At 69.2% G+C, this 21,160-nt stretch carries 25 protein-coding genes and 1 pseudogene; 10 read left to right on the top strand and 16 right to left on the bottom strand.

From position 1 onward, the window contains the following. Positions 1-118 precede the first annotated feature (118 nt). The 8 genes from EV192_RS03300 to purD form a co-directional block, all read right to left on the bottom strand. Positions 119-1,279 carry a pyridoxal phosphate-dependent aminotransferase gene (locus EV192_RS03300; protein ID WP_132110914.1) on the bottom strand — a complete coding sequence of 387 codons (1,161 nt, stop codon included), beginning with the start codon at positions 1,277-1,279 and terminating at the stop codon, positions 119-121. Positions 1,280-1,288: 9 nt separating this feature from the next. After that, positions 1,289-2,449, bottom strand: a complete 1,161-nt coding sequence (locus tag EV192_RS03295) for a transglycosylase SLT domain-containing protein (protein ID WP_132110912.1) — start codon at positions 2,447-2,449, stop codon at positions 1,289-1,291. Positions 2,450-2,470: 21 nt separating this feature from the next. Further along, on the bottom strand, positions 2,471-2,806 hold the full coding sequence (locus EV192_RS03290) for a hypothetical protein (protein ID WP_132110910.1): 336 nt from the start codon (positions 2,804-2,806) through the stop codon (positions 2,471-2,473). A 37-nt stretch (positions 2,807-2,843) separates the two neighbouring features. Next, complete coding sequence (locus EV192_RS03285; RefSeq protein ID WP_132110908.1) at positions 2,844-3,605, bottom strand: ESX secretion-associated protein EspG; 762 nt, start codon at positions 3,603-3,605, stop codon at positions 2,844-2,846. After that, the gene (locus tag EV192_RS03280) at positions 3,602-4,840 is read right to left on the bottom strand and encodes a PPE domain-containing protein (RefSeq protein ID WP_132110906.1); all 1,239 of its coding nucleotides are present in this window, start codon (positions 4,838-4,840) and stop codon (positions 3,602-3,604) included. Before EV192_RS03280 ends, EV192_RS03285 begins: the two co-directional genes overlap by 4 nt. Positions 4,841-4,849: 9 nt before the next feature. Further along, the gene (locus EV192_RS03275) at positions 4,850-5,431 is read right to left on the bottom strand and encodes a DUF3558 domain-containing protein (RefSeq protein WP_243726703.1); all 582 of its coding nucleotides are present in this window, start codon (positions 5,429-5,431) and stop codon (positions 4,850-4,852) included. A 16-nt stretch (positions 5,432-5,447) separates the two neighbouring features. After that, on the bottom strand, positions 5,448-5,846 hold the full coding sequence (locus EV192_RS03270) for a hypothetical protein (RefSeq protein WP_132110902.1): 399 nt from the start codon (positions 5,844-5,846) through the stop codon (positions 5,448-5,450). A 115-nt stretch (positions 5,847-5,961) separates the two neighbouring features. Then, positions 5,962-7,227 (bottom strand): phosphoribosylamine--glycine ligase, encoded by a 1,266-nt coding sequence (gene purD, locus EV192_RS03265; protein WP_132110900.1) that lies wholly within the window; start codon positions 7,225-7,227, stop codon positions 5,962-5,964. A gap of 134 nt (positions 7,228-7,361) precedes the next feature. Here purD and EV192_RS03260 point away from each other — a divergent pair, with 134 nt between their 5' ends. Beyond that, a complete protein-coding gene (locus EV192_RS03260) occupies positions 7,362-8,471 on the top strand; it encodes a glycerophosphodiester phosphodiesterase (RefSeq protein WP_132110898.1) in 1,110 nt (369 codons plus the stop codon). 40 nt (positions 8,472-8,511) lie between these two features. On the opposite strand, the gene EV192_RS03255 is transcribed toward EV192_RS03260, so the two are convergent. Continuing rightward, entirely contained in the window at positions 8,512-8,772 is a 261-nt protein-coding gene (locus EV192_RS03255; RefSeq protein WP_132110896.1) for a UBP-type zinc finger domain-containing protein, read from the bottom strand. A gap of 48 nt (positions 8,773-8,820) precedes the next feature. Between EV192_RS03255 and EV192_RS03250 the strand changes: the two genes are divergently transcribed. Continuing rightward, the gene (locus EV192_RS03250; protein WP_132110894.1) at positions 8,821-10,374 is read left to right on the top strand and encodes a Na+/H+ antiporter; all 1,554 of its coding nucleotides are present in this window, start codon (positions 8,821-8,823) and stop codon (positions 10,372-10,374) included. A 61-nt stretch (positions 10,375-10,435) separates the two neighbouring features. Beyond that, a complete protein-coding gene (locus tag EV192_RS03245; protein WP_132110892.1) occupies positions 10,436-11,437 on the top strand; it encodes an ArsR/SmtB family transcription factor in 1,002 nt (333 codons plus the stop codon). A gap of 5 nt (positions 11,438-11,442) precedes the next feature. On the opposite strand, the gene EV192_RS03240 is transcribed toward EV192_RS03245, so the two are convergent. The 5 genes from EV192_RS03240 to EV192_RS03220 all read right to left on the bottom strand — a co-directional run bounded on the left by EV192_RS03240 (position 11,443) and on the right by EV192_RS03220 (position 16,380). Continuing rightward, complete coding sequence (locus EV192_RS03240; RefSeq protein WP_132110890.1) at positions 11,443-12,573, bottom strand: LLM class flavin-dependent oxidoreductase; 1,131 nt, start codon at positions 12,571-12,573, stop codon at positions 11,443-11,445. Further along, complete coding sequence (locus EV192_RS03235) at positions 12,570-13,556, bottom strand: ABC transporter substrate-binding protein (RefSeq protein ID WP_424923334.1); 987 nt, start codon at positions 13,554-13,556, stop codon at positions 12,570-12,572. Before EV192_RS03235 ends, EV192_RS03240 begins: the two co-directional genes overlap by 4 nt. Beyond that, positions 13,537-14,208 (bottom strand): ABC transporter ATP-binding protein, encoded by a 672-nt coding sequence (locus EV192_RS03230; RefSeq protein ID WP_132110888.1) that lies wholly within the window; start codon positions 14,206-14,208, stop codon positions 13,537-13,539. The genes EV192_RS03235 and EV192_RS03230 overlap by 20 nt, the downstream gene beginning before the upstream one ends. After that, positions 14,196-15,014 carry an ABC transporter permease gene (locus EV192_RS03225; RefSeq protein ID WP_132110886.1) on the bottom strand — a complete coding sequence of 273 codons (819 nt, stop codon included), beginning with the start codon at positions 15,012-15,014 and terminating at the stop codon, positions 14,196-14,198. The genes EV192_RS03230 and EV192_RS03225 overlap by 13 nt, the downstream gene beginning before the upstream one ends. 76 nt (positions 15,015-15,090) lie before the next feature. Further along, positions 15,091-16,380, bottom strand: coding sequence for an adenylosuccinate synthase (locus tag EV192_RS03220; protein WP_132110884.1), 1,290 nt, complete (start codon positions 16,378-16,380; stop codon positions 15,091-15,093). A 96-nt stretch (positions 16,381-16,476) separates the two neighbouring features. On the opposite strand from EV192_RS03220, the gene EV192_RS03215 reads away from it, so the two are divergent. After that, on the top strand, positions 16,477-17,106 hold the full coding sequence (locus EV192_RS03215; RefSeq protein ID WP_243726603.1) for a hypothetical protein: 630 nt from the start codon (positions 16,477-16,479) through the stop codon (positions 17,104-17,106). 88 nt (positions 17,107-17,194) lie between these two features. After that, positions 17,195-17,821: an HNH endonuclease family protein gene (locus EV192_RS03210; protein WP_132110880.1), complete on the top strand. Its 627-nt coding sequence runs from the start codon at positions 17,195-17,197 to the stop codon at positions 17,819-17,821. A 17-nt stretch (positions 17,822-17,838) separates the two neighbouring features. Here EV192_RS03210 and EV192_RS03205 read toward each other — a convergent pair whose 3' ends face one another. Then, positions 17,839-18,237, bottom strand: a complete 399-nt coding sequence (locus EV192_RS03205; protein ID WP_132110878.1) for a DUF3151 domain-containing protein — start codon at positions 18,235-18,237, stop codon at positions 17,839-17,841. Positions 18,238-18,371: 134 nt separating this feature from the next. Here EV192_RS03205 and EV192_RS03200 point away from each other — a divergent pair, with 134 nt between their 5' ends. The 4 genes and pseudogenes from EV192_RS03200 to EV192_RS57645 form a co-directional block, all read left to right on the top strand. Then, positions 18,372-18,662, top strand: a complete 291-nt coding sequence (locus EV192_RS03200) for a putative quinol monooxygenase (protein WP_132110876.1) — start codon at positions 18,372-18,374, stop codon at positions 18,660-18,662. After that, a complete protein-coding gene (locus tag EV192_RS57655) occupies positions 18,563-19,087 on the top strand; it encodes a helix-turn-helix domain-containing protein (RefSeq protein WP_481728358.1) in 525 nt (174 codons plus the stop codon). Before EV192_RS03200 ends, EV192_RS57655 begins: the two co-directional genes overlap by 100 nt. Before the next feature lie 207 nt (positions 19,088-19,294). After that, positions 19,295-19,486, top strand: a complete 192-nt coding sequence (locus EV192_RS57650; protein WP_481728357.1) for a hypothetical protein — start codon at positions 19,295-19,297, stop codon at positions 19,484-19,486. Continuing rightward, positions 19,413-19,613 (top strand): annotated as a pseudogene (locus EV192_RS57645) (transposase); the annotation flags it as partial. The gene EV192_RS57650 and the pseudogene EV192_RS57645, both read left to right, overlap by 74 nt. A 146-nt stretch (positions 19,614-19,759) precedes the next feature. Here EV192_RS57645 and fbaA read toward each other — a convergent pair. Further along, positions 19,760-20,794 (bottom strand): class II fructose-bisphosphate aldolase, encoded by a 1,035-nt coding sequence (gene fbaA, locus EV192_RS03190; protein WP_132110874.1) that lies wholly within the window; start codon positions 20,792-20,794, stop codon positions 19,760-19,762. A gap of 69 nt (positions 20,795-20,863) precedes the next feature. Between fbaA and EV192_RS03185 the strand changes: the two genes are divergently transcribed. Then, positions 20,864-21,148 carry a DUF427 domain-containing protein gene (locus EV192_RS03185; protein ID WP_132110872.1) on the top strand — a complete coding sequence of 95 codons (285 nt, stop codon included), beginning with the start codon at positions 20,864-20,866 and terminating at the stop codon, positions 21,146-21,148. The last annotated feature ends 12 nt before the right edge of the window (positions 21,149-21,160 follow it).

Raw genomic sequence — 21,160 nt, 5'->3', positions numbered from 1 at the left:
ACGATCCGCGTCCACCGCCGGTTCCCGGGTAACACCAAGTCAACCAGTGATCGGCGCCGCCGCCCATCGGGAAGTCCCCGGATCTGCGCCTCAGGGTGCCGTGAGCGGTGCCACGGGATCACCCCGTGCCGAGCCACGGGCCGAGCCGGCGAAGCCCTTCCTCGATGTCGGCTTTCGCGCCGGAGAACGACACGCGGATGAACTTCGAGCCGTGCTCCGGGTCGAAGTCGATACCGGGGACGACCGCCACCCCGGTCTCCGCGAGCAGCCGTTGGCACCAGCTCATCGCGTCGTGGGTCAGGTGGGAGATGTCGGCGTACGCGTAGAAGGCGCCGTCGGCCGGGGCCAGGCGGTCGATGCCGAGGGTTTTCAAGCCGTGCAGCAGCACGTCCCGGTTCGCCCGGTAGTGCTGCACGTGCCCGTCCAGCTCGGCGTACGCCTCGTCGGTGAAGGCGGCGACCGCCGCGTGCTGGGCGAGCGCCGGCGCGCAGATGTTGAAGTTGCCGATCAGGCATTCGACCGCGCGGTGCAGCCGGTGCGGCACGAGCAGCCAGCCCAGCCGCCAGCCGGTCATCGCGAAGTACTTGGAGAACGAGTTGACCACGACCGCCTCCCGGCTGAACTGCCACGCCGACGCGGTCGGCATGCCGTAGTCGATGCCGTGGTAGATCTCGTCGCTGATCAGCTGGGTGCCGCGTTCCGCGCACCAGCCGGCGATCGCCGCCAACTCCGGGCCGGCCAGCACAGTCCCGGTCGGGTTGGCCGGGCTCGCCACGATCACACCTTTCAGCGGGCCCAACTCGTCCAGCATGGCGACGGTCGGTTGGAACCGTGAGGCGTCGTCACACGGGATCTCGACCACCTCGCAGCCGAGCGCGGCCAGGATGTTCCGGTACGCCGGGTAGCCCGGCCGGGCGAGCGCGACCCGGTCGCCGGGGTCGAACGCGGCCAGGAACGACAGCAGGAACCCGCCTGAGGACCCGGTCGTCACCACGACGTCGTGCGGGTCCACGTCCAGCGAGTACCGCCGCGAGTAGTGCCCGGCGATCGCGGCCCGCAACTCCGGGATGCCCAACTGCTCGGTGTAGCCGAGATTGCTGGTCCGCAGACCCTCCTGGGCGGCCCGCAGGACCGGCGCCGCGGCCGGCGCGGACGGCTGGCCGGCCACGAGCAGCACCACGTCACCTCGGGCGCGCTGGCGGGCGTTCGCCGCCTCCAGCACGTCCATCACGTAGAACGGCGGCACCGCGGCTCGCGCGGCGACAGTCAACGGGTCCATAAAGCCAGGTTAGTAGCCGCGGTATGCCCCGCCACCTGCCATTGCCTTGATTCCGGGGACGTTGTCCAGCGACCCGTACCGGGAGATCGCGTAGTTCACGCCCGCGCAGATGTTGTCGACCGGGTTCCAGATGTCGCCGTGGCCGGGCAGCTTGTAGGAGTTGAACGTCGGGTCGATGCACTGCATCAGGCCCTTGGACGGGGTGCCCTTGGCGGCATTGGAGTCCCAGTTGTTGATCGCGTGCGGGTTGCCGCCGGACTCGTGCTGGATGATCGCCCAGATCTTCGGCACGTCCGCGTCGCTCACGTTGATGCCGTTGGCACGCAGGATCTCCTGGGCCTGTTTGATCCAGTCCTGCACGTTGCCGGGCACCGGACCGGCGGGCGGGCCGCCGCTCGACCCCATCCCGCCACCACCGCCGCCGCCCCCACCGCCGCTGTGTCCGCCGCTGGCGCCCTTGTGACCGCCGCCGCTCCCGCTCCCGCCACCGTCGCCGTCACCAGCGGAGGTGGGCGCGGCCGCCGACTGCGTGCTGGTCTGCTGGGGCTGCTTCGCCGGCGTCGGGTCCCACTGGACCTGTGTGCCGGGAGCGGGCACGTACGGCTGGGTGCCGGGGTCGGGGATGTCGGTGAACCGGGCGCCGGGCTGGGCCGCGGCCTGGATGTCCGCGGCCGCCGACCGCAGGACCTCCTCGGTCTCCTTGAGCTTGTTCTCGATGTCCGTGGCCGCGGCGGACGTGACCGGCGTGACCGCCGCGGTGTACTGGGCGTCGGTGTGCTGCGGGTTCTGCTGCAGCCACCGGTTGACCTCGGTGACCACCTGCTCGCAGCGGGTGCTCACGAAGTGCTGCGCGTCCTCGATCGCGGCGGCGACCTTGGTGAGGGCACTGCCGGCCTTCGTGAGCGACTCGCCCGCGGATGTGCTCGCGGCAGAGAACCGGCCCATGTAGGCGACGAACTGGTCGGCGGACGCGCCCTGCCAGGCGTCGTCGAGGGCCTTGACCGCGTCCGAGACGTTGGTGCCGATCGGGCCGATGTCGCTGGCGGCCTTGGTCAGTCGCTGAGCGGCCGCGGCGACCGCGCCGGAGTTGGCGTTCTCGATCTTCTTCGCCGCGGCGACCACCGCCGCTCCCCCGGGGTAGCCCGACACATCGTCGGCAGCGCTGCTCACAGTCCGTTCATCTCCCCAGTCTCAGACCGCCATGCGGCTGGCGTTGTTCGTCTCGACGTTCTGCACGCTCTGCACCACGGCGTCCAACGCCCGCGCGACCCCGTCCAGCAACTGCTCGGCCTTGTCGAACTGGCCGGACATCAGGCTGTTGACCTGGTCGACGGCACTGGACACGGCGCTGGAACTGGGCAGCGTGCCGTAGGCCGCCGCCTCGCTGGGCACGTTGTGGAACGAGTCGGCGACCGACCCGTACTTCGGCTTCACGTTCTGCACGGACGTCATGCAGTTGTTGATCGCGTCGATGTTGTACTTGGCCACGTCCCCACCCTTCGCCACCGGTGTGACGGCTGTACCCACGCCTCGGTTCCCGGTCACTGTAGAACGGTTGGCCGGCCTAGCTGATCTCTTCGAGTAATTCCCACACGCAAGAGGCAAGGCGTTGGTTGTCGGCGGGGGTGACCGTGCACCACTGGCGACCGTCCGTGCTCGGCCGGACCAGGTCGAGGTACCGGCCGTCCGGGGTGTCGTGGAACGCCACCACCCGGTCGGCGCGGACGACCCGCTGGTCCCGGTGCCGCCGTTCGACACCGAACTGGCCACGGGTGGTCATCCCGGCCAGCATCGCGGCGACCGCCTGAGCGTCACTGAGCGTGACACCCTTGGCCTCCAGTGCAGTGATGAACCGCTTGGTGTCCGCTTTGGCCTCGTTGTCCGCCGCGACGATCACGTCGTTGGGCACGCTCACCGAACGGCCGCCACCGGCGGGCATGTCCCCGGCCACCGACACGGCGGACTCCGCGAGTGCCGTGCTCCGGGCCGGGATCAGCCACACCTTGCCCTCGTCGACCACGGCGAGGGCCGCCTGCCGGCCGGACTGGGCGGCGAACGCCTTGACCGGACGGTCCGCCCACACCCACACGTCCACGCTCACCTCAGGGTGCGCCAGCAACGCGACCTGGTCGGCCACTTCGGCGACGGCCCGGCCACCCTTGGCCAGGCCACGGGACTCCAACTCGGCCCAGGCCTGCTTGACCAGGCCGGCGCGTTCGGTGTGGGTCCTGCCGGGGCTCGGCACGTCCAACGCGACGTGCCTCGCCGGCAGCCGTTCGCTCTCCCAGACGACGTCGAACTCCAGTGCGGACAGAACGAGGCTCACTCGTCGTCGTCTTCACCCAGGACGGACGGGATGACCATCCGGTCGTCGGCGAACACGTCCTCGGCTTCGATCCCGTACTTGCGCACGTGCTCATCGTCCTCTTCGCCCTGCGCGGACCCCGCGGCAGGCTGCATCAGCGACGAACCCGGCTTGCTCTTCGCGCCGACCCGCTCAGCGGCCCGAGCGGCCGCCTCCTCACCCGGCGTCCCACCGACCGCGGCCGACCCACGGGACCCACCGAGCCGCCCCTCCTCGGCCACCCCACCAGCAGCCCGCGGCCCACGCACAACCCGGTCCTTCTCCGCGGTCGACCCCACCGCGGCGCCGGCACCCCCACCACCGGCCATCCCCACCACAGCCGTGTCCAAACCGGCCAGCGACGGCCGGAAACCCGGCGGCGCCGGAATCGGCGGCGTCCCCAACGGCCCAGGCACCGGCCCGACACCCGTCATCCGACCCGGCCCACCCGGCACCTCAGGGCCACCGCCAGGCCCACCACCCGGAACACCCGGCGCCGGACTGAGCGGCATCGGATTCCTCGGGTCCGCCAGCGGACCGCCACCCGGGATCCCGCCAGGCGTGAACTCCGGCCCACCACCACCGGCACCCGGAACGAGCGGCGTGGCCCCCGGCGAGAACCCCTGCACACCGGTCCCAGTGGTCGAATGCTGTACCGGGTTGGACTGCAGGTTCAACGCGGGCGGCACCGGCAACGACTCGTAAGCACCCAAGTTGTTGCGGCTCGCGTCGGCGTACCCGTTCATCGAGTCGATCGCCTGCTGCCGCGCGGCCTGGGTCTGCTGCACCTCCTTGGCGTGGTCCGTGGTGTGCAGCAGCATCGTGTCGACCATGTTGTAGTCCTTGGCGCCCCGCAACTTGCCGGACTCCGGGGACGTGTGCCGAGCCCGCGAGAAGTCACTGCCCTGACTGTTGACGGCGCCCGCGGAAGTGGTGATGGTGCCGGTGGCCTGACCGCCGTACTGAGCCGAGTCGCTCAGCACCACCTGGGCGCTCTGACTGGAGTCACCGGTCCACTCCACCCCGATCTTGCCCAACTCGGTGCGCAGCGTGTCATCGGTCTGCTTGAGGCCGTTGGCGATCGTGGTCAACGCGTCGACCGCCCGGTTCATGCTCGCCGACCCCGGCCCCTGCCGGATCTGGTCGACCATGGTGGCGAGCTCATCGTTGCTGAAGCCATCGAAGCGGTAGTCACCGATCTCGTACCCGACGGACATCCCGGTTCCTCACTTCAAAGTCTGGAGAGTCTGCAAGGCAAACCCAGCGGCCTGCTCACTGCGCTGACACATCTGGTCCTGGGTGTAGGCGTTGCGTGTGTCCGGCTGGAACTCGACCATCAACTGCTGCCCGTCGGCCACATCGACCGAGGTGTTGCAGTTGAAAGTCGTGGTTCCCAACAACTTGTAGTCCGCCGCCGGAAATCCGCCGACGCTCACAAGCTTGGCGTCGACGTTCCGTTTGCCGGACAGCCACGGGGCGATGCCCTCGGTGGTGATCAGCGAGACGTTGTAGCTGAAGAAACCCTTGCCGTCCTGACCATCCATGGCGCAGTACGGCGCGCCTTTGAAGGCCTCGCTGGTCTCCACCAGGTTGCGCTGCCTGTTGACCTTGATCTGGTCCAACTGTGCCTTGGCGAAGAGCTTGCAGGGGTCAACGCTGTTCAACGGGAGGTTTTTCGGACGCGGTGGAATCGACGGCGGCGGCTGACCCCCGCCACTTGCGGCCGGCGCGTCACTGCTGGAGCTGGCCTGAACTGCTTGGCCGGGGTCCTTCTCGGTGCAGCCAGCGAGCAGGAGTCCCGCCAGCACGGCCAAGGCTGCCGCTTTACGCACCCGTCGTCCCGAAGGTGGCTGCGATGTCCTCGTCCTTGAACCCGTAGGTCTTGGCACTGTCCCGAAGCTGGGCTACCAGCTTGTTGAGGCTGTCGACATAAGCGCTGATACGCGCGGCATAGGAGTCGTCCGCGCCTGCGAGACGGTAGTTCCAGGCTCGCGCCGCGTCACGGCTGACCAGGTCCTCCGCAGCCGGATCCACGATGAGATCCTGGCGGTTGGCGTGGACAATGTCCTTCAGGGCTTCGATCTGGGTTTGGATGATCTTCGCCGCGGCCAGCACGTTGTCGTGGTTCACCGTGAGGGTGGCGCCGGCCGGGGTTGTCGGTATCGCGTCGAGCATGGTCCCGACGTTCGCCCATGAGAACTCTGAGCCGGTCGTCTCGTTCATGCACGCACCCCCGTACGTTTGCGTAGTCGTCCGGTCTCGCTTCGCGAGGCTACCAAGGGTTGACACAGGCCTACGTGAAGTTTGACGAAGATGGCGGCTGGGTGGTTCCACCGAGTTAGCGACCGGCTGGGGCTCCTACTTCGCCGCGGGACGCGCGGCGGGCTATGTCCGTTCGGTGGTGGGAGCCGGCCAGGTGCAGGTTCTCCACTCGGCGGTAGGCGTCTTGGCGGGCTTCTTCGAGGTCGGCGCCGGTTCCGACGACGGAGAGGACGCGGCCGCCGGTGGAGACCACGGCACCGTCGTCGCGTCGCCGGGTGCCCGCGTGCAGGACGCCTTCGGCTTCGCTGCCGGCGATGACGTCGCCGGTGCGGGGGCGGCCTGGGTAGCCCTCGGCGGCCACGACCACGGTCACGGCGGAGCCGGGGGCCCAGTCGAGGGGGGGTTGGGTGGCCAGGGTGCCTGTGGCGACGGCGTGCAGCAGGGCGGCCAGGGGGGTGCGCAGCAGGGCGAGCACGGACTGGGTCTCGGGGTCGCCGAACCGGCAGTTGAACTCGATGACCTGCGGGCCGGTGGAGGTGAGGGCGAGGCCCGCGTACAGCAGGCCGGAGAACGGCACGCCGCGGGCGGCCATCTCGTCGACCACCGGCTGGACGGTCGTGGCGACCACCGACGACACCAGGTCCGGCGCGGCCCACGGCAGTGGGGCGTACGCGCCCATGCCGCCGGTGTTGGGGCCGCTGTCGCCGTCGCCGACCCGCTTGAAGTCCTGGGCGGGCAGCAGGGGGACCACCGTGCACTGGTCGACCAGGCAGAACAGGGATACCTCCGGTCCGTCCAGGAAGGACTCCAGGAGCACCGGGTGGCCGCCGTCGAGGAGGGTCATCGCGTGGGCCCGGGCGGTCGCGCGGTCGGTGGTCACGACGACACCTTTGCCCGCTGCCAGGCCGTCGTCCTTGACCACGAAGGTCGGGCCGAACCGGTCCAGGGCCGCGTCCAGGCGCGCGGGGTTGTCCACGATCTCGCTGTGCGCGGTCGGGACGCCGGCGGCGGCCATGATCTCCTTGGCGAACGCCTTCGAGCCCTCGATCCGGGCCGCCGCGGCCGACGGGCCGAAGCAGGGGATACCGGCGGCGCGCACGGTGTCGGCGACACCGACGACCAGTGGGGCCTCGGGGCCGATGACGACCAGGTCGGCCTGCCAGGTGGTCGCGAGCCCGGCGACCGCGGCCGGGTCGGCCGCGTCCACCCCGTACTGCTCGGCGACGGCGGCGATGCCGGCGTTGCCCGGGGCACAGGCCAACGCGGTGACCTCGGGGTCCCGCGACAGGGCGAGGGCCAGGGCATGCTCTCGGGCACCAGACCCGATGACCAGGACGCGCACGAATAGGCAGGCTAGTTCACGCCAGGCGCCCGCGCGGCACCTGGGTACGGCGTCGGTCGTTCACCCGGACTTGGCCTTTCGTGCAGGGGCCGGATGTAGCGTCCGTGCACTTCACTGAGCAAGGAGGCAGGCAGATGAGACGACTCGCCGCGCTGGCGTTGTCGGGTATCGCGCTGGTGACCGTGGTCGGTTCGGGGGCGTCCGCCGACCAGGATCAGGCCGACGGGTACGGCCGGCACCAGCCCAAGGTGACGATCTTCGGGCACCGCGGTGCCTCGGGCTACCGGCCGGAGCACACCCTGGCCTCGTACGAGCTCGCCGCGCGGATGGGCGCCGACTTCATCGAACCGGATCTGGTGACCACGAAGGACGGTGTGCTGGTGGCCCGGCACGAGCCGGAGATCGGCGGCACCACGAACGTCGCCGACCACCCGGAGTTCACCGGCCGCAAGACCACCAAGACCCTCGACGGCGTGGCCACCACCGGCTGGTTCACCGAGGACTTCACCCTCGCCGAGCTCAGGACCCTGCGCGCCAAGGAGCGCATCCCGGACATCCGGCAGCGCAACACGATCTACAACGGCAAGTTCGAGGTCCCGACCTTCCAGGAGGTCATCGACCTGTCCCGGCGGCTGTCGGCGGAGCTGCACCGCGAGATCGGGATCGTGCCGGAGATCAAGCACTCCACGTACTTCCGCGGCCAGGGCCTGCCGATCGAGCCGACGTTCGTGGCCATGCTCAACCGCAACGGCCTCAACCGGCCGGACGCGAAGGTGATCGTCCAGTCCTTCGAGGTGGGCAACCTGATCGAGCTGCGCCGGGTGCTGCGGGTCCAGTTCGTGCAGCTGACCAGCGCGACCGGCGCCCCGTACGACTTCGTGGTCAAGGGTGACAAGCGCACCTACGCGGACATCGTCAGCCCCGCCGGCCTGCGGGACGTCGCGAAGTACGCGCAGTGGGTCGGTCCGGACAAGAACCAGGTCATCCCGCGGGACGCCAAGGGCTTCCTGCAGCAGCCGACCAGCCTGGTGGCCGACGCGCACAAGGCGGGCCTGAAGGTGATGGCCTACACCTTCCGCGCGGAGAACAACTTCCTGCCCGCCGACTTCCGCTCGTCGGCCAACCCGGCCGAGTACGGCGACATCTTCAGTGAGTTCAAGAAGTTCTTCGACGCCGGCCTGGACGGCCTGTTCACCGACAACACGGACACCGCCATCGAAGCCCGCAACAACTTCCGGCACTGACGTCCCGGCGGCCCTGGCGGGCCACCCGCCAGGGCCCAGGTCAGACGATCCGGTTGTCCAGGAAGCACCACCGCCAGTCCTCGCCCGGTTCGTGCGAACGCATCACCGGATGGCCGGTCGACCGGTGGTGGGCGGTGGCGTGCTGATAGGGGCTGGAGTCACAGCAGGCGACGTGCCCGCAGGTCAGGCATTTCCGCAGGTGAACCCACCCGCGCGAGCCCTCGGCGAGGCACTCCGCGCACTCGTTCACGGAGTCGCTGGCGGGTTCGGTGGGCAGTTCGGCCACGTGCGTACAACTCATGGTGAGATTCAACGCTGACAGCCGCTGAATCACTTCCGGGGGTGAGACGTGCACGGAGCCGAAGTCCTCCTGCTCCTCGTCAGTTCACTGGCGGTGACCACGTTGGCCCGCCGGTTGAACTGGTCCGCGCCGCTGCTGCTGGTCGCGATCGGGCTGGCCATCTCGTACGTGCCGGGCATCCCGGCGTTCGAGCTCGACCCCCAGCTGATCCTCGTGCTGATCCTGCCGCCGCTGCTGTACTCGGCCGCGCTGGACAGCTCCTACCTGAACATCAAGGCGAACATCAGGCCCATCGGCTTGCTCTCGGTCGGTCTCGTGCTCGCCACCACGGTCGTCGTCGGCCTCGTCGCCCACATGGTCATGCCGCAACTGTCCCTGGCCGCCGCGTTGGTCCTCGGCGCCGTCGTCGCGCCACCGGACGCGGTGGCCGCAGTCTCCATCGGCCGGAGACTCGGCCTGCCGCGTCGCTCCATGACGGTCCTCGCCGGCGAGAGCCTGGCCAACGACGCGAGCGCGCTCACGGCGTACAAGGTCGCGGTGGCCGCGGCGACAGGGACGGCGTCGATCTCCTTCGGCAGCAGCGTTGTGACGTTCCTCATCAGCGCGCTGGGTGGTATCGCGATCGGGTACGTACTCGGCGTCGTCGTGCACGCGATACGGATGCGCATCGGCGACGGGGTGCTGGAGAGCGCGTTGGGGATGCTGGTGCCGTTCGGCACCTACCTGCTGGCGGAGGAGACCGTGCACGCCTCAGGTGTGCTCGCGGTGGTCGTCGCCGGCCTCTACCTGGGACACAACGCGCCCAGGGCCGGTTTCATGACCCGGCTGCAGGAGACCGCGGTGTGGCGCTCGGTCGACGTGCTGCTCGAGTCCCTGGTGTTCGCGCTGATCGGTCTGCAGTTGAAGAGCGTCATCGCCGGCGACGTCACCTGGAAGATCGTGTTGGGCGCGGCGATCGTCCTCGTGGTGACGATCCTGATGCGGTTCGCTTGGGTGTTCCCCGGCACGTACCTGCCGCGGCTGGTGCCCCGGGTCCGGTCGCGGGAGCCCGACCCGGGTTGGCGTTCGGTCGTGGTGATCGGCTGGGCGGGGATGCGCGGCGTGGTCTCGTTGGCCGCGGCTTCGGCGATTCCGCACGAGATGCCCGGCCGGGACGTCGTGATCTTCTGCACGTTCGTCGTCACCGTGGGCACACTCCTGTCCCAAGGGCTGTCCTTGCCGTGGGTCATCCGCAAACTCGGTGTGCGCGGTGACGAACAGCAAAGCGACGCACTCGCCGAAGCCCAGGTGCAGCACCGGGCCGCGGAGGCGTCGATCACCCGGCTCGACGAGGAACTCGCGGCCAACACAGCGCCCGAGCACATCATCGAACGCCTGCGCGGAGTGGCCGAGATGCGGGGCAACGCGGCGTGGGAACGACTTGGCCGGCAGGAGCGGGAAAGTCCGGCCGCCGCGCACCGCCGGCTGCGGCGGGTGATGCTGGACGCCGAACGGGAGGTCTTCGTGGCCGCGCGGGACGCCCGCGAGATCGACGACGATGTGCTGCGGCGGGTGCTGCGGGAGCTGGACCTGGAGGAGGCCAAGCTCAGCCGCGAGGAGTGAGGCGCGCCAGTTAGTGAATGTTTAGCCGACACCTCAACGAGTCCGTGAAGAATCAGCGGCCGTGCTGCGGATGTATTTCACCAGTGCGGACATCGCGCGGACCCGAGTCGCACCCCGGCCGGACCCGCTGTGGGAACTGATCCTCGCCATCCAGATGCTCCGCCGCCAACCCGGCGACCTGCTGTTCCATACCTGGCGCGACCAGGCCAAGGACGCGATGCGGTCGGCGGACTTCGGCGCCCGGCTGCGGCCGCTGCTCGCGCTGGTCCCGCGGATCGGCTACTTCCCGGACTTCCTCACCCCCAGCGACAGTCTGTACGGCCTGGCCGAAGGGCTTGACGCGATCCGTTTCACGCCACGGCCGATGCTCCGCAACGACATCCAATGTCTGGCGCGGTCACGGCATCTGGCGTACCTGCCGCCCACCGCCGGACCGCTTGCCGCCGGTGACCCGACCACTCTGGTCGAGCTGACCGACACCCTGCAGGCCTGCTACGACCTGACCGTCCGGCCGCATCACCGCGGTGCCCACTCCGCGCTGGCCCGGGACCGGCAGCTCCGCGCCGAAGCTCTGGCCGACAACGGCGTGGACGGGCTCTTCGCCAGCCTGCACCCATGGGTCAGCTGGTCCCACGGTGAGCTACGGATACCCGGTCACTGCGACCAGGAGATGTTCCTGGACGGCCGTGGACTGCTGCTCATCCCCGCCTACTTCTGCGTCGGCGCCCCGATCACGCTGTTCGACGCGGCCCTGCCGCCCGTGCTGATCTACCCCGCGCAGCACCATCTGGACACACTTCCCGGTCGTGAGAACACACCGCGCGCCGCGCTCACCGCGCTCGTCGGCGGCACACGCGCGGCGATCCTCAACGCCATCGGCGCCCACCTGGACCCCGTCACCACCACAGACCTGTCCCGGCACCTCACCATCTCCGCCGCGTCCGCCAGCGAGCACACCACCGTCCTGCGCAACGCCGGTCTCATCACCAGTCACCGCGAGGGGAACCGGATGCTGCACCGACCGACGTCCCTCGGTCGAGAGCTGCTCACCACGGCGTGGTGAGGTCATCACCCAACTGGAGCCAGGGCGCGTTCGTCGGTCAGCAGGCCGCGGCGGGCCAGTTCGGGACGGACTCCCTCGCCGAACCAGTACGCCTCTTCCAGGTGGGGATAGCCGGACAGGACGAACTCGTCGATGCCCAGGCTGTGGTACTCGGCGATCAGGTCGGCGACTTCGGCGTGGCTGCCGACCAGTGCGGTGCCGGCGCCGCCGCGGACCAGGCCGATGCCCGCCCACAGGCCCGGATGGATCTCCAGGCCACGGACGCCCGCGTCCAGCGCGCCGCGGTGCAGCTGGACCATTCGCTGCTGGCCGACGGACTCGCTGGCCGCGAGTTGCGCCTGGGCTTTGGCGACCTGGTCCGGGTCGAGGGCGTCCAGCAGCTTGCCCGCCTCCCGCCAGGCTTCCTCGGACGTGTCCCGGGAGATGGTGTGCAGCCGGATCCCGAACCGGAGCTTCCGGCCGTGCGCCTCGGCCAGCGCGCGGACCTTGGCGATCTTCTCGGCGACCTGCGCGGGCGGCTCGCCCCAGGTGAGGTACACGTCGGCGGACCGGGCCGCCACGGGCAACGCGGCCGGGGAGGAGCCACCGAAGTAGATCTGCGGGAGCGGATCCGGCGGCGCGAGGACGGTGGCGCCCGCGACCCGGTAGTGGTCGCCGTCGAAGTCGAACGGCTTGCCGGTCCACACGCCACGCACGATCGTCAGGAACTCGTCCGTCCGGGCATAGCGTTGGTCATGGTCGTGCCAGTCGCCGAACCGTTGCTGCTCGATGGCGTCGCCGCCGGTCACCACGTTCAGCAGCAGCCGCCCGCGGGAGATCCGCTGGTAGGTGGCGGCCATCTGGGCGGCCAGGGTCGGCGAGATCACGCCGGGCCGGAACGCCACCAGGAACTTCAGCCTGGACGTCTGGGAGATGAGCGCGGCCGTGGTCAGCCAGGCGTCCTCGCACCAGGTCCCGGTCGGGGTCAGCACGCCGGTGAAGCCCAGCTGCTCGGCGGCGCGGGCCACCTGGCCGAGGTAGTCGATGTCCGCCGGCCGCTGCGCGGGCGCGCCGAGGGAACGGTTGGCGTGGAAGCGTTCCACGATCGTTCGGCCGTCTCCCGACGTGGGCAGGAACCAGTGCAGGGTGATGCTCATGAGTTGCTCCTTGCCGCGTCCAGGTCGGCCGCGTACCGCTTGTCCACGAACGCCTGGAAGTCCACTTTGGACGTCAGGGTCCGGTCGTCGGTGAAGGCGTCGGCGAGTCGCTGCTCGGACCGGACCACCTCGTCGTCCAGTGCGACGGGCAGGTCCGGGCCCGCGTCGGTGGCCGCCGTCGTCACCTTGATCACCAGACCGGTGTCGGCCGACCACGCCTTGGCCCAGTCGCCGTGGTGGGTGTCGGCCCATTTCTCGGCCTTCGCGATCCGGGTCACGTAGTCCTTGATGCCCGCGGACTTGCCCGGGTCGGCCAGCGCGGTCCGGCCGGCGACCTGGAACGAGTAGCCGTTCGCCGTTCCAGTGCCGTCGACGAGCACGCGGGCGTTGGCTTCCTGCAGCGCCTGCGAGGTGTACGGATCCCAGATCGCCCACGCGTCGACGCGCTTCTGCGTGAACGCGGCGTAAGCGTCCGCAGGCTGCAGGAAGTTCAGTTTGAGATCCTTTGTGGACAGATTGGCGGCCTTGAGGGTCAGCAGGATCTGGCCGTGCGCCGAGCTGCCCTTGGCCACCGCGACGTTCTTGCCCCGCAGGTCCTGCACGGACCGCAGCGGCGAGTCCGCCGGCACCAGGACGGCGTCGCTGGTCACGTTCCCTTTGGCGGAGCTGACCACCGAGATCTTGGCGTTCGCCGCCGCGGCGAAGATCGGCGGTGTGTTGCCGACCGCGCCGATGTCGATCGCCCCGCTGGACGCGGCCTCCAGCAGCGGCGGCCCGGACGTGAACGTCGACCACTCGATCCGGTACGGCGCCTTGTCCAGGCCCGCCGCGGTCAGCAGGGCCTTCGACGACCCCTTCTGGTCACCGACCTTCAACACGACCTTGGTCAGGTCGTCCCCGGTCGCGGACGTTCCCGTACCGCACGCGGCTAACGACACCGCCGCCACGGCCACCAGAATTCCGTTACGCAGTCGCACTTTCACTCACTCCAAGGTCGGCGAGGACGGCGGCCCGGACGTGCTCGCCGGGCGTGTGTTCACTGACGATCCGGCCACCGGACAGCACCAGGACCCGGGAGGCGAGCCGCAACGCCTCGTCGACGTCGTGCGTGACCAGCAGCACCGACGGCCGGTGCGCCCGCCACAGGTCCAGCACCAGCCGGTGCATCGCCAACCGGGTCAAGGCGTCCAGAGCCGCGAACGGCTCGTCCAGCAACAGCAGGTCGGGCTCACGCACCAAAGCCCGAGCCAACGACACGCGTTGCGCCTCGCCGCCGGACAACGTGCGCGGCCACTTGTCGGCGTGGTCGGCCAGCCGCACCTCGGCCAGTGCCTTCAGCGCCAGCTCACGACCGGCGTCCGGCTTGTGCAGGCCGAGCACGATGTTGCGCCACACCCGTCGCCACGGCAGCAACCGCGGCTGCTGGAACGCCATGGACACCGTGCCGTCGACCCGCGCCTCACCTTCGACTTCCCGGTCGACCCCGGCGAGTACCCGCAGCAGCGTCGACTTACCGGAACCGCTGTGCCCCAACAAGGCCACGAACTCGCCCGGCGCGATGTCCAGGTCCAGCCGGTCGAGCACGACCCGCTCGCCGTACCGTTTGGTCAGGCCGCGAACCGTCACCCCCGCCATCGCAGCGCCCTCCGTTCCAGCAGCCGCACCAGGGCATCGGTGACCAGGCCCAGAATCGCGTACACGACAAGGCCGACCACGATGACGTCCGTGCGCAGGAAGTCACGCGCGTTGTTGATCAGATACCCGAGTCCCGCGTCGGCGTTGATCTGCTCGCCGACGATCAGCGAAAGCCAGGCGACCCCCAACGACTGCCGGACCCCGACCAGGGTCTGCGGCACCGCCGACGGCAGCACCACGTGCCGAAGCCGTTCCACCCTGGTGAACCCGAGGACCCTGCTCGCGTCGATCAGCTGCGGCTCGGTGCCCCGGATGGCCGAATGCACGTTGAGGTACAACGGAAACGACACGCCGAGCGCCACCAGGGCGATCTTCGGCTCCTCGCCGATCCCGAACCACAGGATGAACAACGGGATCAGCCCGAGGAACGGCAACGTCCGCAGCATCTGCACCGGCGGGTCGACCAGTGCCGCGCCCCACTTCGACAACCCCGAGACGATGCCGAGCACCAGCCCGACGACCGCGCCGATCACGAACCCGACGGCCACCCGCCGCAACGAGACGACGAACGCCTCACCCAGCTCACCGCTGCGCGCCAGCTCGACGCCGGACCGCAGCACGGTCCACGGCGAGCTGAGCTTGTCCGCCGGCAGCAGGCCGGTGCCGCTCGCCAGCTGCCACAGCCCGACTATCGCAAGTGGACTGATCCACCTGCGCAGGTCAGGAAGCCGCCAACGCCGCCGTTTCGACGGCGCCGCAACGGGTTGCCCGACCACCGGCCGCGTGGCGAGTGATGTCCCACTCATGGGGCCGAGTGTTCGGGCCCGTCAGCGGGCCGTCAACGCCTCCCGAATAGTGGGTCCCGGGATGTGGACGGGGTGTTCAGCGGACCATGTCGTGGCGGACGATGGTCTGGTCCCGGCCGGGGCCGACGCCGATCGCGGAGACCCTGGCGCCCGAGAGCTCCTCCAGGTGTTCCACGTAGGCCCGCGCGTTCGCCGGCAGCTCGCCGAACTCGCGGCACTCGCTCAGGTCCTCCCACCAGCCAGGCATCTCCTCGTACACCGGGATCGCGTGGTGCACGTCGGTCTGGGTCATCGGCATGTCGTCGACCCGGCGGCCGTCCACTTCGTACCCGACACAGATCGGCACGGTGTCCAGGCCGGACAGCACGTCCAGCTTGGTCAGGAAGAAGTCGGTGATCCCGTTGACCCGGGCGGCGTACCGGGCGATCACGGCGTCGAACCAGCCGGTGCGCCGCGAGCGGCCGGTGGTGACCCCGAACTCGCCGCCGGACTTGCGCAGGCGCTCGCCCATCTCGTCGGTCAGCTCGGTCGGGAACGGACCGGAGCCCACGCGGGTCGTGTACGCCTTCAGGATGCCGATCACGGTCGTGATCCGGGTCGGGCCGATGCCCGAACCCGCGCTGGCCCCGCCGGAGGTCGGGTTCGAGGACGTGACGAACGGGTACGTGCCGTGGTCGACGTCCAGCAGCGTGCCCTGGGAGCCCTCCAACAGCACGTTCTCACCGCGCTCCAGGGCCTGGTTGAGCAGCAGCCGGGTGTCGGCGATCCGGTGCAGGAACTTCTGGCCCTGCGCCAGCACCGAGTCCGCGACCTGGTTCGGGTCCAGCGCGCGGTGGTTGTACACCTTCACCAGCACCTGGTTCTTGAAGTCCAGTGCCGCGTCGACCTTCTGGCGCATGATCTTCTCGTCCAGCAGGTCCTGCACGCGCACGCCGACGCGGGCCACCTTGTCCTGGTAGCACGGGCCGATGCCGCGGCCGGTCGTGCCGATCTTCGCCTTGCCGAGGTACCGCTCGGTCACTTTGTCGATCGCCACGTGGTACGGCATGATCAGGTGCGCGTCCGCCGAGATCAGCAGCTTGCCGGTGTCGACGTTCCTGGCTTCAAGGCCGGACAGCTCGGCCAGCAGCACGCCGGGGTCCACGACCACGCCGTTGCCGATCACGTTGGTCACACCCGGGGTGAGGATGCCGGACGGGATCAGGTGCAACGCGAAGTCCTGCCCGTCGGGAAGGACGACGGTGTGCCCCGCGTTGTTGCCGCCCTGGTAGCGGACGACCCACTGGACGCGGTCACCGAGCAGGTCGGTTGCCTTGCCCTTACCTTCGTCGCCCCACTGGGCGCCGATGAGCACGATGGCCGGCATGTGAAACTCCAGATGGATCGGTGTGCGAAATGCCGGTGCTGAAGACTAGACCAGGAGCTTGGGTTGGGTGCACTCGTATTGGCCTGCGGCGATGCCGTGAATCACCGTCGGTTCGCGGAGCTGACCGAGCGTGACGGCGTCGACGTGCTCGAAGTGGCCGCGACACCCGGCCGTCCGGAGGTGGATCCCCAGCTCGGCACCCTCGGCGACCGCCGTCTGGTGGTCCTCGGCACCGACGCTGACCTGGCCGCCGTTGTGCTGCGGATCATGCGCCGGGAACTGCTCGGGAGTGTCGTGGTCGGGTTCGTACCGACCAAGGACTCGGCCGTGCTCGCGCTCTGGGGGGTGCATGGCGACGCGGTGGCGGTGGCGTTGGGTGGCGAGGTGGATTCGGTCCCATTGGTCCGCGACGACGCCGGTGGCGTGCTGGTCGGCCTCGGTGAGATCGGCACCACCAAGGGCGTCGGCTACTGCGACGACACCTTGGCGTTCCGCGGGAAGGTCAGCGCGGTGGAGGTCACACCCGGTCCGCAGGGTGTCGTCGTGAAGGTGATCCACCGCGGCCTGACAGGCAAACGCTTGCGCGAGTTGCACGGCCGGGCGTTCCAGCTCGGCACCCTGCCGATCGTCCCGGTCAAGGACGGCACGGTCCATCCACGGCCGATGACCCGGTGGACGTGGTACCGGCACACCGAGGACCTGCGCGTCGCCCGAGGTGTCGTTTAACGGTCAGTCGCCAAGGCGTCACCCGAAGGTGTTGTCTCTGGTCACCTCCGTGAGTCACGGTCGACGTGACCCACAACACGGAGGTGACATGTCCGCCAAGAACGCCTTACGGACCCTGCCGCTTGTCCTCGCGCTCCTGTTGAGTCTCGTGGGTGTCGCGAACGCGACCCCGCCGGGCATCCCGACCGCTGCCACGGCCCGGTCGGAACTCGCGTCGCTGACCGTCGCGGCCGACGGGACCATGACCGGCTACAGCCGCGACCTGTTCCCGCACTGGCACATCGTGTCGGGCACGTGCGACACACGGGAGACAGTGCTCAAGCGGGACGGCACCAACGTCGTCACCAGTGCGTCCTGCTCGGCCACCTCCGGCACCTGGTTGAGCCCGTACGACGGCGCCACCTGGCACGCCGCGTCCGACGTCGACATCGACCACGTCGTCCCGCTGGCGAACGCGTGGCGCACCGGCGCCCGTTCCTGGACGACCGCCAAACGCGAGCAGTTCGCCAACGACCTGTCCAGCCCACAGCTGATCGCGGTCACCGACAACGTGAACCAGGCCAAGGGCGACAAGTCGCCGGACGTCTGGAAGCCGCCACTCACGTCGTACTGGTGCACCTACGCGCGGATGTGGGTCGCCTCGAAGTACAAGTGGGCGCTGACCGTCAACAGCGCCGAGAAGTCCGCTCTGACGTCCATGCTCGGCCGCTGCTGAGGCGTCTCCCGGCCGTCCTAGATGCCGGGGGCGGCCGGGTCGGAGTCGGTCAGGAACTTCCTGACCCGCTCATACTCCTCGGTCTCCCCGATCCGTTGCGCGGCGCGGCCCAAAGCCGCCAGCGCGCGCAGGAAACCCCGGTTCGGCCGGTGCGCCCACGGGACCGGACCGAAGCCCTTCCACCCCGAGCGACGCAACTGGTCCAGCCCCCGGTGGTAGCCGGTGCGGGCATAGGCGTACGCCGCGACCGTCTCGTCGTTCGCCAACGCGCGTTCGGCCAGGATCGCCCACCCCTCACTGAAGTCCGGCCAGGTGGCGACGACCTCGGCGGCATCCGTGCCACCGTCGACAGCGGCCTGCTGCTCCGCACGGTCGGGCAACAACGTGGGCTCCGGGCCAAGCAGGTTATCGTGCATGACACCCATCAAATCAGCCCAGCAGGCTCGCCGGCGCCGCGAGGGTCACCAACGATCGCCATGCCGGTACCCGATGACTTTCCCCGGCGTCCACTGTCTGATCACTGACGACCCTGATCATCGGAAGGGCACTCATGCTGATCATCGCCGGCTACCTGGAAGTCGACCCGGAGCACCGCGACACGTTCGTCGCCGCCCACCACGACCTCCTGCGCCGGGGACGCGCCGCCCCAGGCTGCCTCGACCTGGCCATCACCGCCGACCCACTGAACCCCGCCCGGGTGAACAACTTCGAGCGGTGGGAATCCCAGGCACACCTGGACGCGTGGCGCGCGGTCGCCGCGGCCCCGGACACGGGAATCCCCATCCGAGCCGACAACGTGAAGCTGTACGACGCGAACGGCGAGCGGTCGCCCTTCGGCTGACAACGCAACGAGCGCCGGGCCTCAACCAGGTGCGTGCTCGCACCACAAACCGGTGCTTCGTCCTGTCTCCCGGCCGACCATCCGCAGCGAAGTCCCCACCCTCTCCGAGCAAGGGCCTGCCGAGGGCGGCATCCCCGATCTATCGGGAGCCGCCCTCGGCAGGCCCTTCTCGCTATCTGCTGGAGTCCGAGCGCATCCGAATCGCAGACCGGCTGCGAGAGAAGGCGTCCCTTCGCACCATCGCGACCGAACTGGGTCGAGCGCCCTCGACCATCAGCCGGGAAGTCCACCGCAACCGGCACCCCGACAATGGCCAGTACCGGCCCACGCCGCACAGGCCCGCGCTGACGCTCGCCGGCCACGCCCGAAACCGGGCAAGATCGCCCAGAATCCCGAGCTGCGCGAGTTCGTCCAGGGCCACCTGACAATGAGATGGAGCCCGGAGCAGATCAGCAACGCGCTGCGGGCACGCTTCCCCGACCGGCCGGAGATGCGCGAGACCCACGAGACGATCTACCACGCCCTCAATGTCCAGGGACGCGGCGAACTGCGCCGCGAGCTGACCCGCGCCTTGCGCACTGGGCGTGCCCTGCGCCGCCCCCCACCGACAGGCCACCACACGACAACCCCGCATGTCCCGCGACATGGTGATGATCAGCGAGCCTCCGGCCGAAGCCGCGGACCGAGCCATCCCCGGCCACTGGGAAGGCGACCTGATCATCGGCAAAGCCCGCAAGTCCGCGATCGGCACGCAGCCCCTGGCAACGCGGCAGCAACGAGAACACCAACGGCCTGCTGCGCGAGTACTTCCCCAAAGGCACTGACCTGTCCCGACACACCCGCGACGACCTCGATGCCATCGCCGCCGAACTCAACAGCCGCCCACGCAAAACGCTCGACTCGGAGACCCCAGCCGAACGCCTGGCTAGGCTCCTCGCCGAAGCCAGTTGATCAACCCATGTTGCGACGACCCCTGGAATTCGCGCGGGGGCGACCCCGGGGCCAGTCTATCCGTTGGGGCGCTTGGAAAGGGGCTTTGGCAACAGTGAGTCCGTGCGAACGGTCCGCCCGCACGGACTTCACTCGATCGGTGTGGGTCAGCCGGCGAGCATGCGGCCGGCGGACTTCAGGTGCTGGCAGGCTTCGGTGACTCGGGCGGCCATCGCTTGTTCGGCGATCTTCAGGTAGCTGCGGGGGTCGTAGGCTTTCTTGTTGCCCACTTCGCCGTCGATTTTCAGGACGCCGTCGTAGTTCTTGAGCATGTGGTCGGCGATCGGGCGGGTGAAGGCGTACTGGGTGTCAGTGTCGATGTTCATCTTCACCACGCCGTAGCTGAGCGCTTCGTGGATCTCCGAGAGTTCCGAGCCGGAGCCGCCGTGGAAGACCAGTTCGAAGGGTTTGGCGTCGGCGGGGCGGCCGAGTTTCTGGGCGGCCACCTCCTGGCCGCGCTTCAGCACCTCTGGGCGCAGCTTCACGTTGCCGGGCTTGTAGACGCCGTGGACGTTGCCGAAGGTCGCGGCGAGCAGGTACCGGCCGCGCTCGCCCGCGCCGAGGGCGTCCAGGGTCTTCAGGTAGTCCTCTTCGCTGGTGTACAGCTTCTCGTTGATCTCGTTGGCGACGCCGTCCTCTTCGCCGCCGACCACGCCGATCTCGACCTCGAGGATGATGTTGGCCTCGACGGTCTGGGTGAGCAGTTCGGCCGCGATCTTCAGGTTCTCGTCGATCGGGACCGCGCTGCCGTCCCACATGTGCGACTGGAACAGCGGGTTCTGGCCGCGGGCGACACGGTCCTTGCTGATCTCGATCAGCGGGCGGACGAAGCCGTCCAGCTTGTCCTTGGGGCAGTGGTCGGTGTGCAGCGCGATGTTCACCGGGTACTTCGCCGCCACCACGTGGGCGTACTCGGCGAGCGCGGTGGCGCCGGTGACCATGTCCTTCACCTTGGTGCCGGAGGCGAACTCGGCGCCGCCGGTGGACACCTGCACGATGCCGTCGCTCTGCGCCTCGGCGAAGCCTCGCAGCGCGGCGTTCAGGGTCTCCGAGGAGGTGACGTTGATGGCTGGGTAGGCGAACTCGTTGTGCTTCGCCTTGTCCAGCATCTCCGCGTAGACCTCGGGTGTTGCGATGGGCATCGGTCTCGTCCTCCTCAGGGCTCGGCAATGCCGTGTGCAGCCGAATCCTACGAGGGGCAAACTGGGGTTATGGCGACAGCACGCTGGAACGGAACAGTGATAGCGGAGAGTGACGAGACCGTGGTCGTGGAGGGGAACCACTACTTCCCGATCGATTCAGTTCAACAGCAGTACCTCCAGCCGTCCGAGACCACCTCGGTGTGCCCGTGGAAGGGCACTGCCAGCTACTACACGTTGCGGGTGGACGGCGCGGAGAACCCCGACGCGGCCTGGTACTACCCGGAGCCGAAGGACGCGGCCGCCGAGATCAAGGACCGGGTGGCGTTCTGGAAGGGCGTCGACATCACCGGCTAGGGATCTCAAGTC

Origin of the sequence: Actinocrispum wychmicini (genome assembly GCF_004345645.1) — a bacterium.
GTDB classification, from domain to species: Bacteria; Actinomycetota; Actinomycetes; order Mycobacteriales; family Pseudonocardiaceae; genus Kibdelosporangium; species Kibdelosporangium wychmicini.
The sequence above is the reverse complement of the archived record's forward strand: the minus strand, read 5'-3'. Positions and strand labels throughout refer to the sequence as shown.

Bases quoted from the DNA above. Each gene is read 5' to 3' on its own strand.
- EV192_RS03300 (WP_132110914.1), bottom strand. From the start codon at position 1,279: ATGGACCCGTTGACTGTCGCCGCGCGAGCCGCGGTGCCGCCGTTCTAC.
- EV192_RS03280 (WP_132110906.1), bottom strand. From the start codon at position 4,840: ATGTCCGTCGGGTACGAGATCGGTGACTACCGCTTCGATGGCTTCAGC.
- EV192_RS03270 (WP_132110902.1), bottom strand. From the start codon at position 5,846: ATGAACGAGACGACCGGCTCAGAGTTCTCATGGGCGAACGTCGGGACC.
- EV192_RS03260 (WP_132110898.1), top strand. From the start codon at position 7,362: ATGAGACGACTCGCCGCGCTGGCGTTGTCGGGTATCGCGCTGGTGACC.
- EV192_RS03255 (WP_132110896.1), bottom strand. From the start codon at position 8,772: ATGAGTTGTACGCACGTGGCCGAACTGCCCACCGAACCCGCCAGCGAC.
- EV192_RS03240 (WP_132110890.1), bottom strand. From the start codon at position 12,573: ATGAGCATCACCCTGCACTGGTTCCTGCCCACGTCGGGAGACGGCCGA.
- EV192_RS03230 (WP_132110888.1), bottom strand. From the start codon at position 14,208: ATGGCGGGGGTGACGGTTCGCGGCCTGACCAAACGGTACGGCGAGCGG.
- EV192_RS03225 (WP_132110886.1), bottom strand. From the start codon at position 15,014: ATGAGTGGGACATCACTCGCCACGCGGCCGGTGGTCGGGCAACCCGTT.
- EV192_RS03220 (WP_132110884.1), bottom strand. From the start codon at position 16,380: ATGCCGGCCATCGTGCTCATCGGCGCCCAGTGGGGCGACGAAGGTAAG.
- EV192_RS03210 (WP_132110880.1), top strand. From the start codon at position 17,195: ATGTCCGCCAAGAACGCCTTACGGACCCTGCCGCTTGTCCTCGCGCTC.
- EV192_RS03205 (WP_132110878.1), bottom strand. From the start codon at position 18,237: ATGCACGATAACCTGCTTGGCCCGGAGCCCACGTTGTTGCCCGACCGT.
- EV192_RS03200 (WP_132110876.1), top strand. From the start codon at position 18,372: ATGCTGATCATCGCCGGCTACCTGGAAGTCGACCCGGAGCACCGCGAC.
- EV192_RS57650 (WP_481728357.1), top strand. From the start codon at position 19,295: ATGTCCCGCGACATGGTGATGATCAGCGAGCCTCCGGCCGAAGCCGCG.
- fbaA (WP_132110874.1), bottom strand. From the start codon at position 20,794: ATGCCCATCGCAACACCCGAGGTCTACGCGGAGATGCTGGACAAGGCG.
- EV192_RS03185 (WP_132110872.1), top strand. From the start codon at position 20,864: ATGGCGACAGCACGCTGGAACGGAACAGTGATAGCGGAGAGTGACGAG.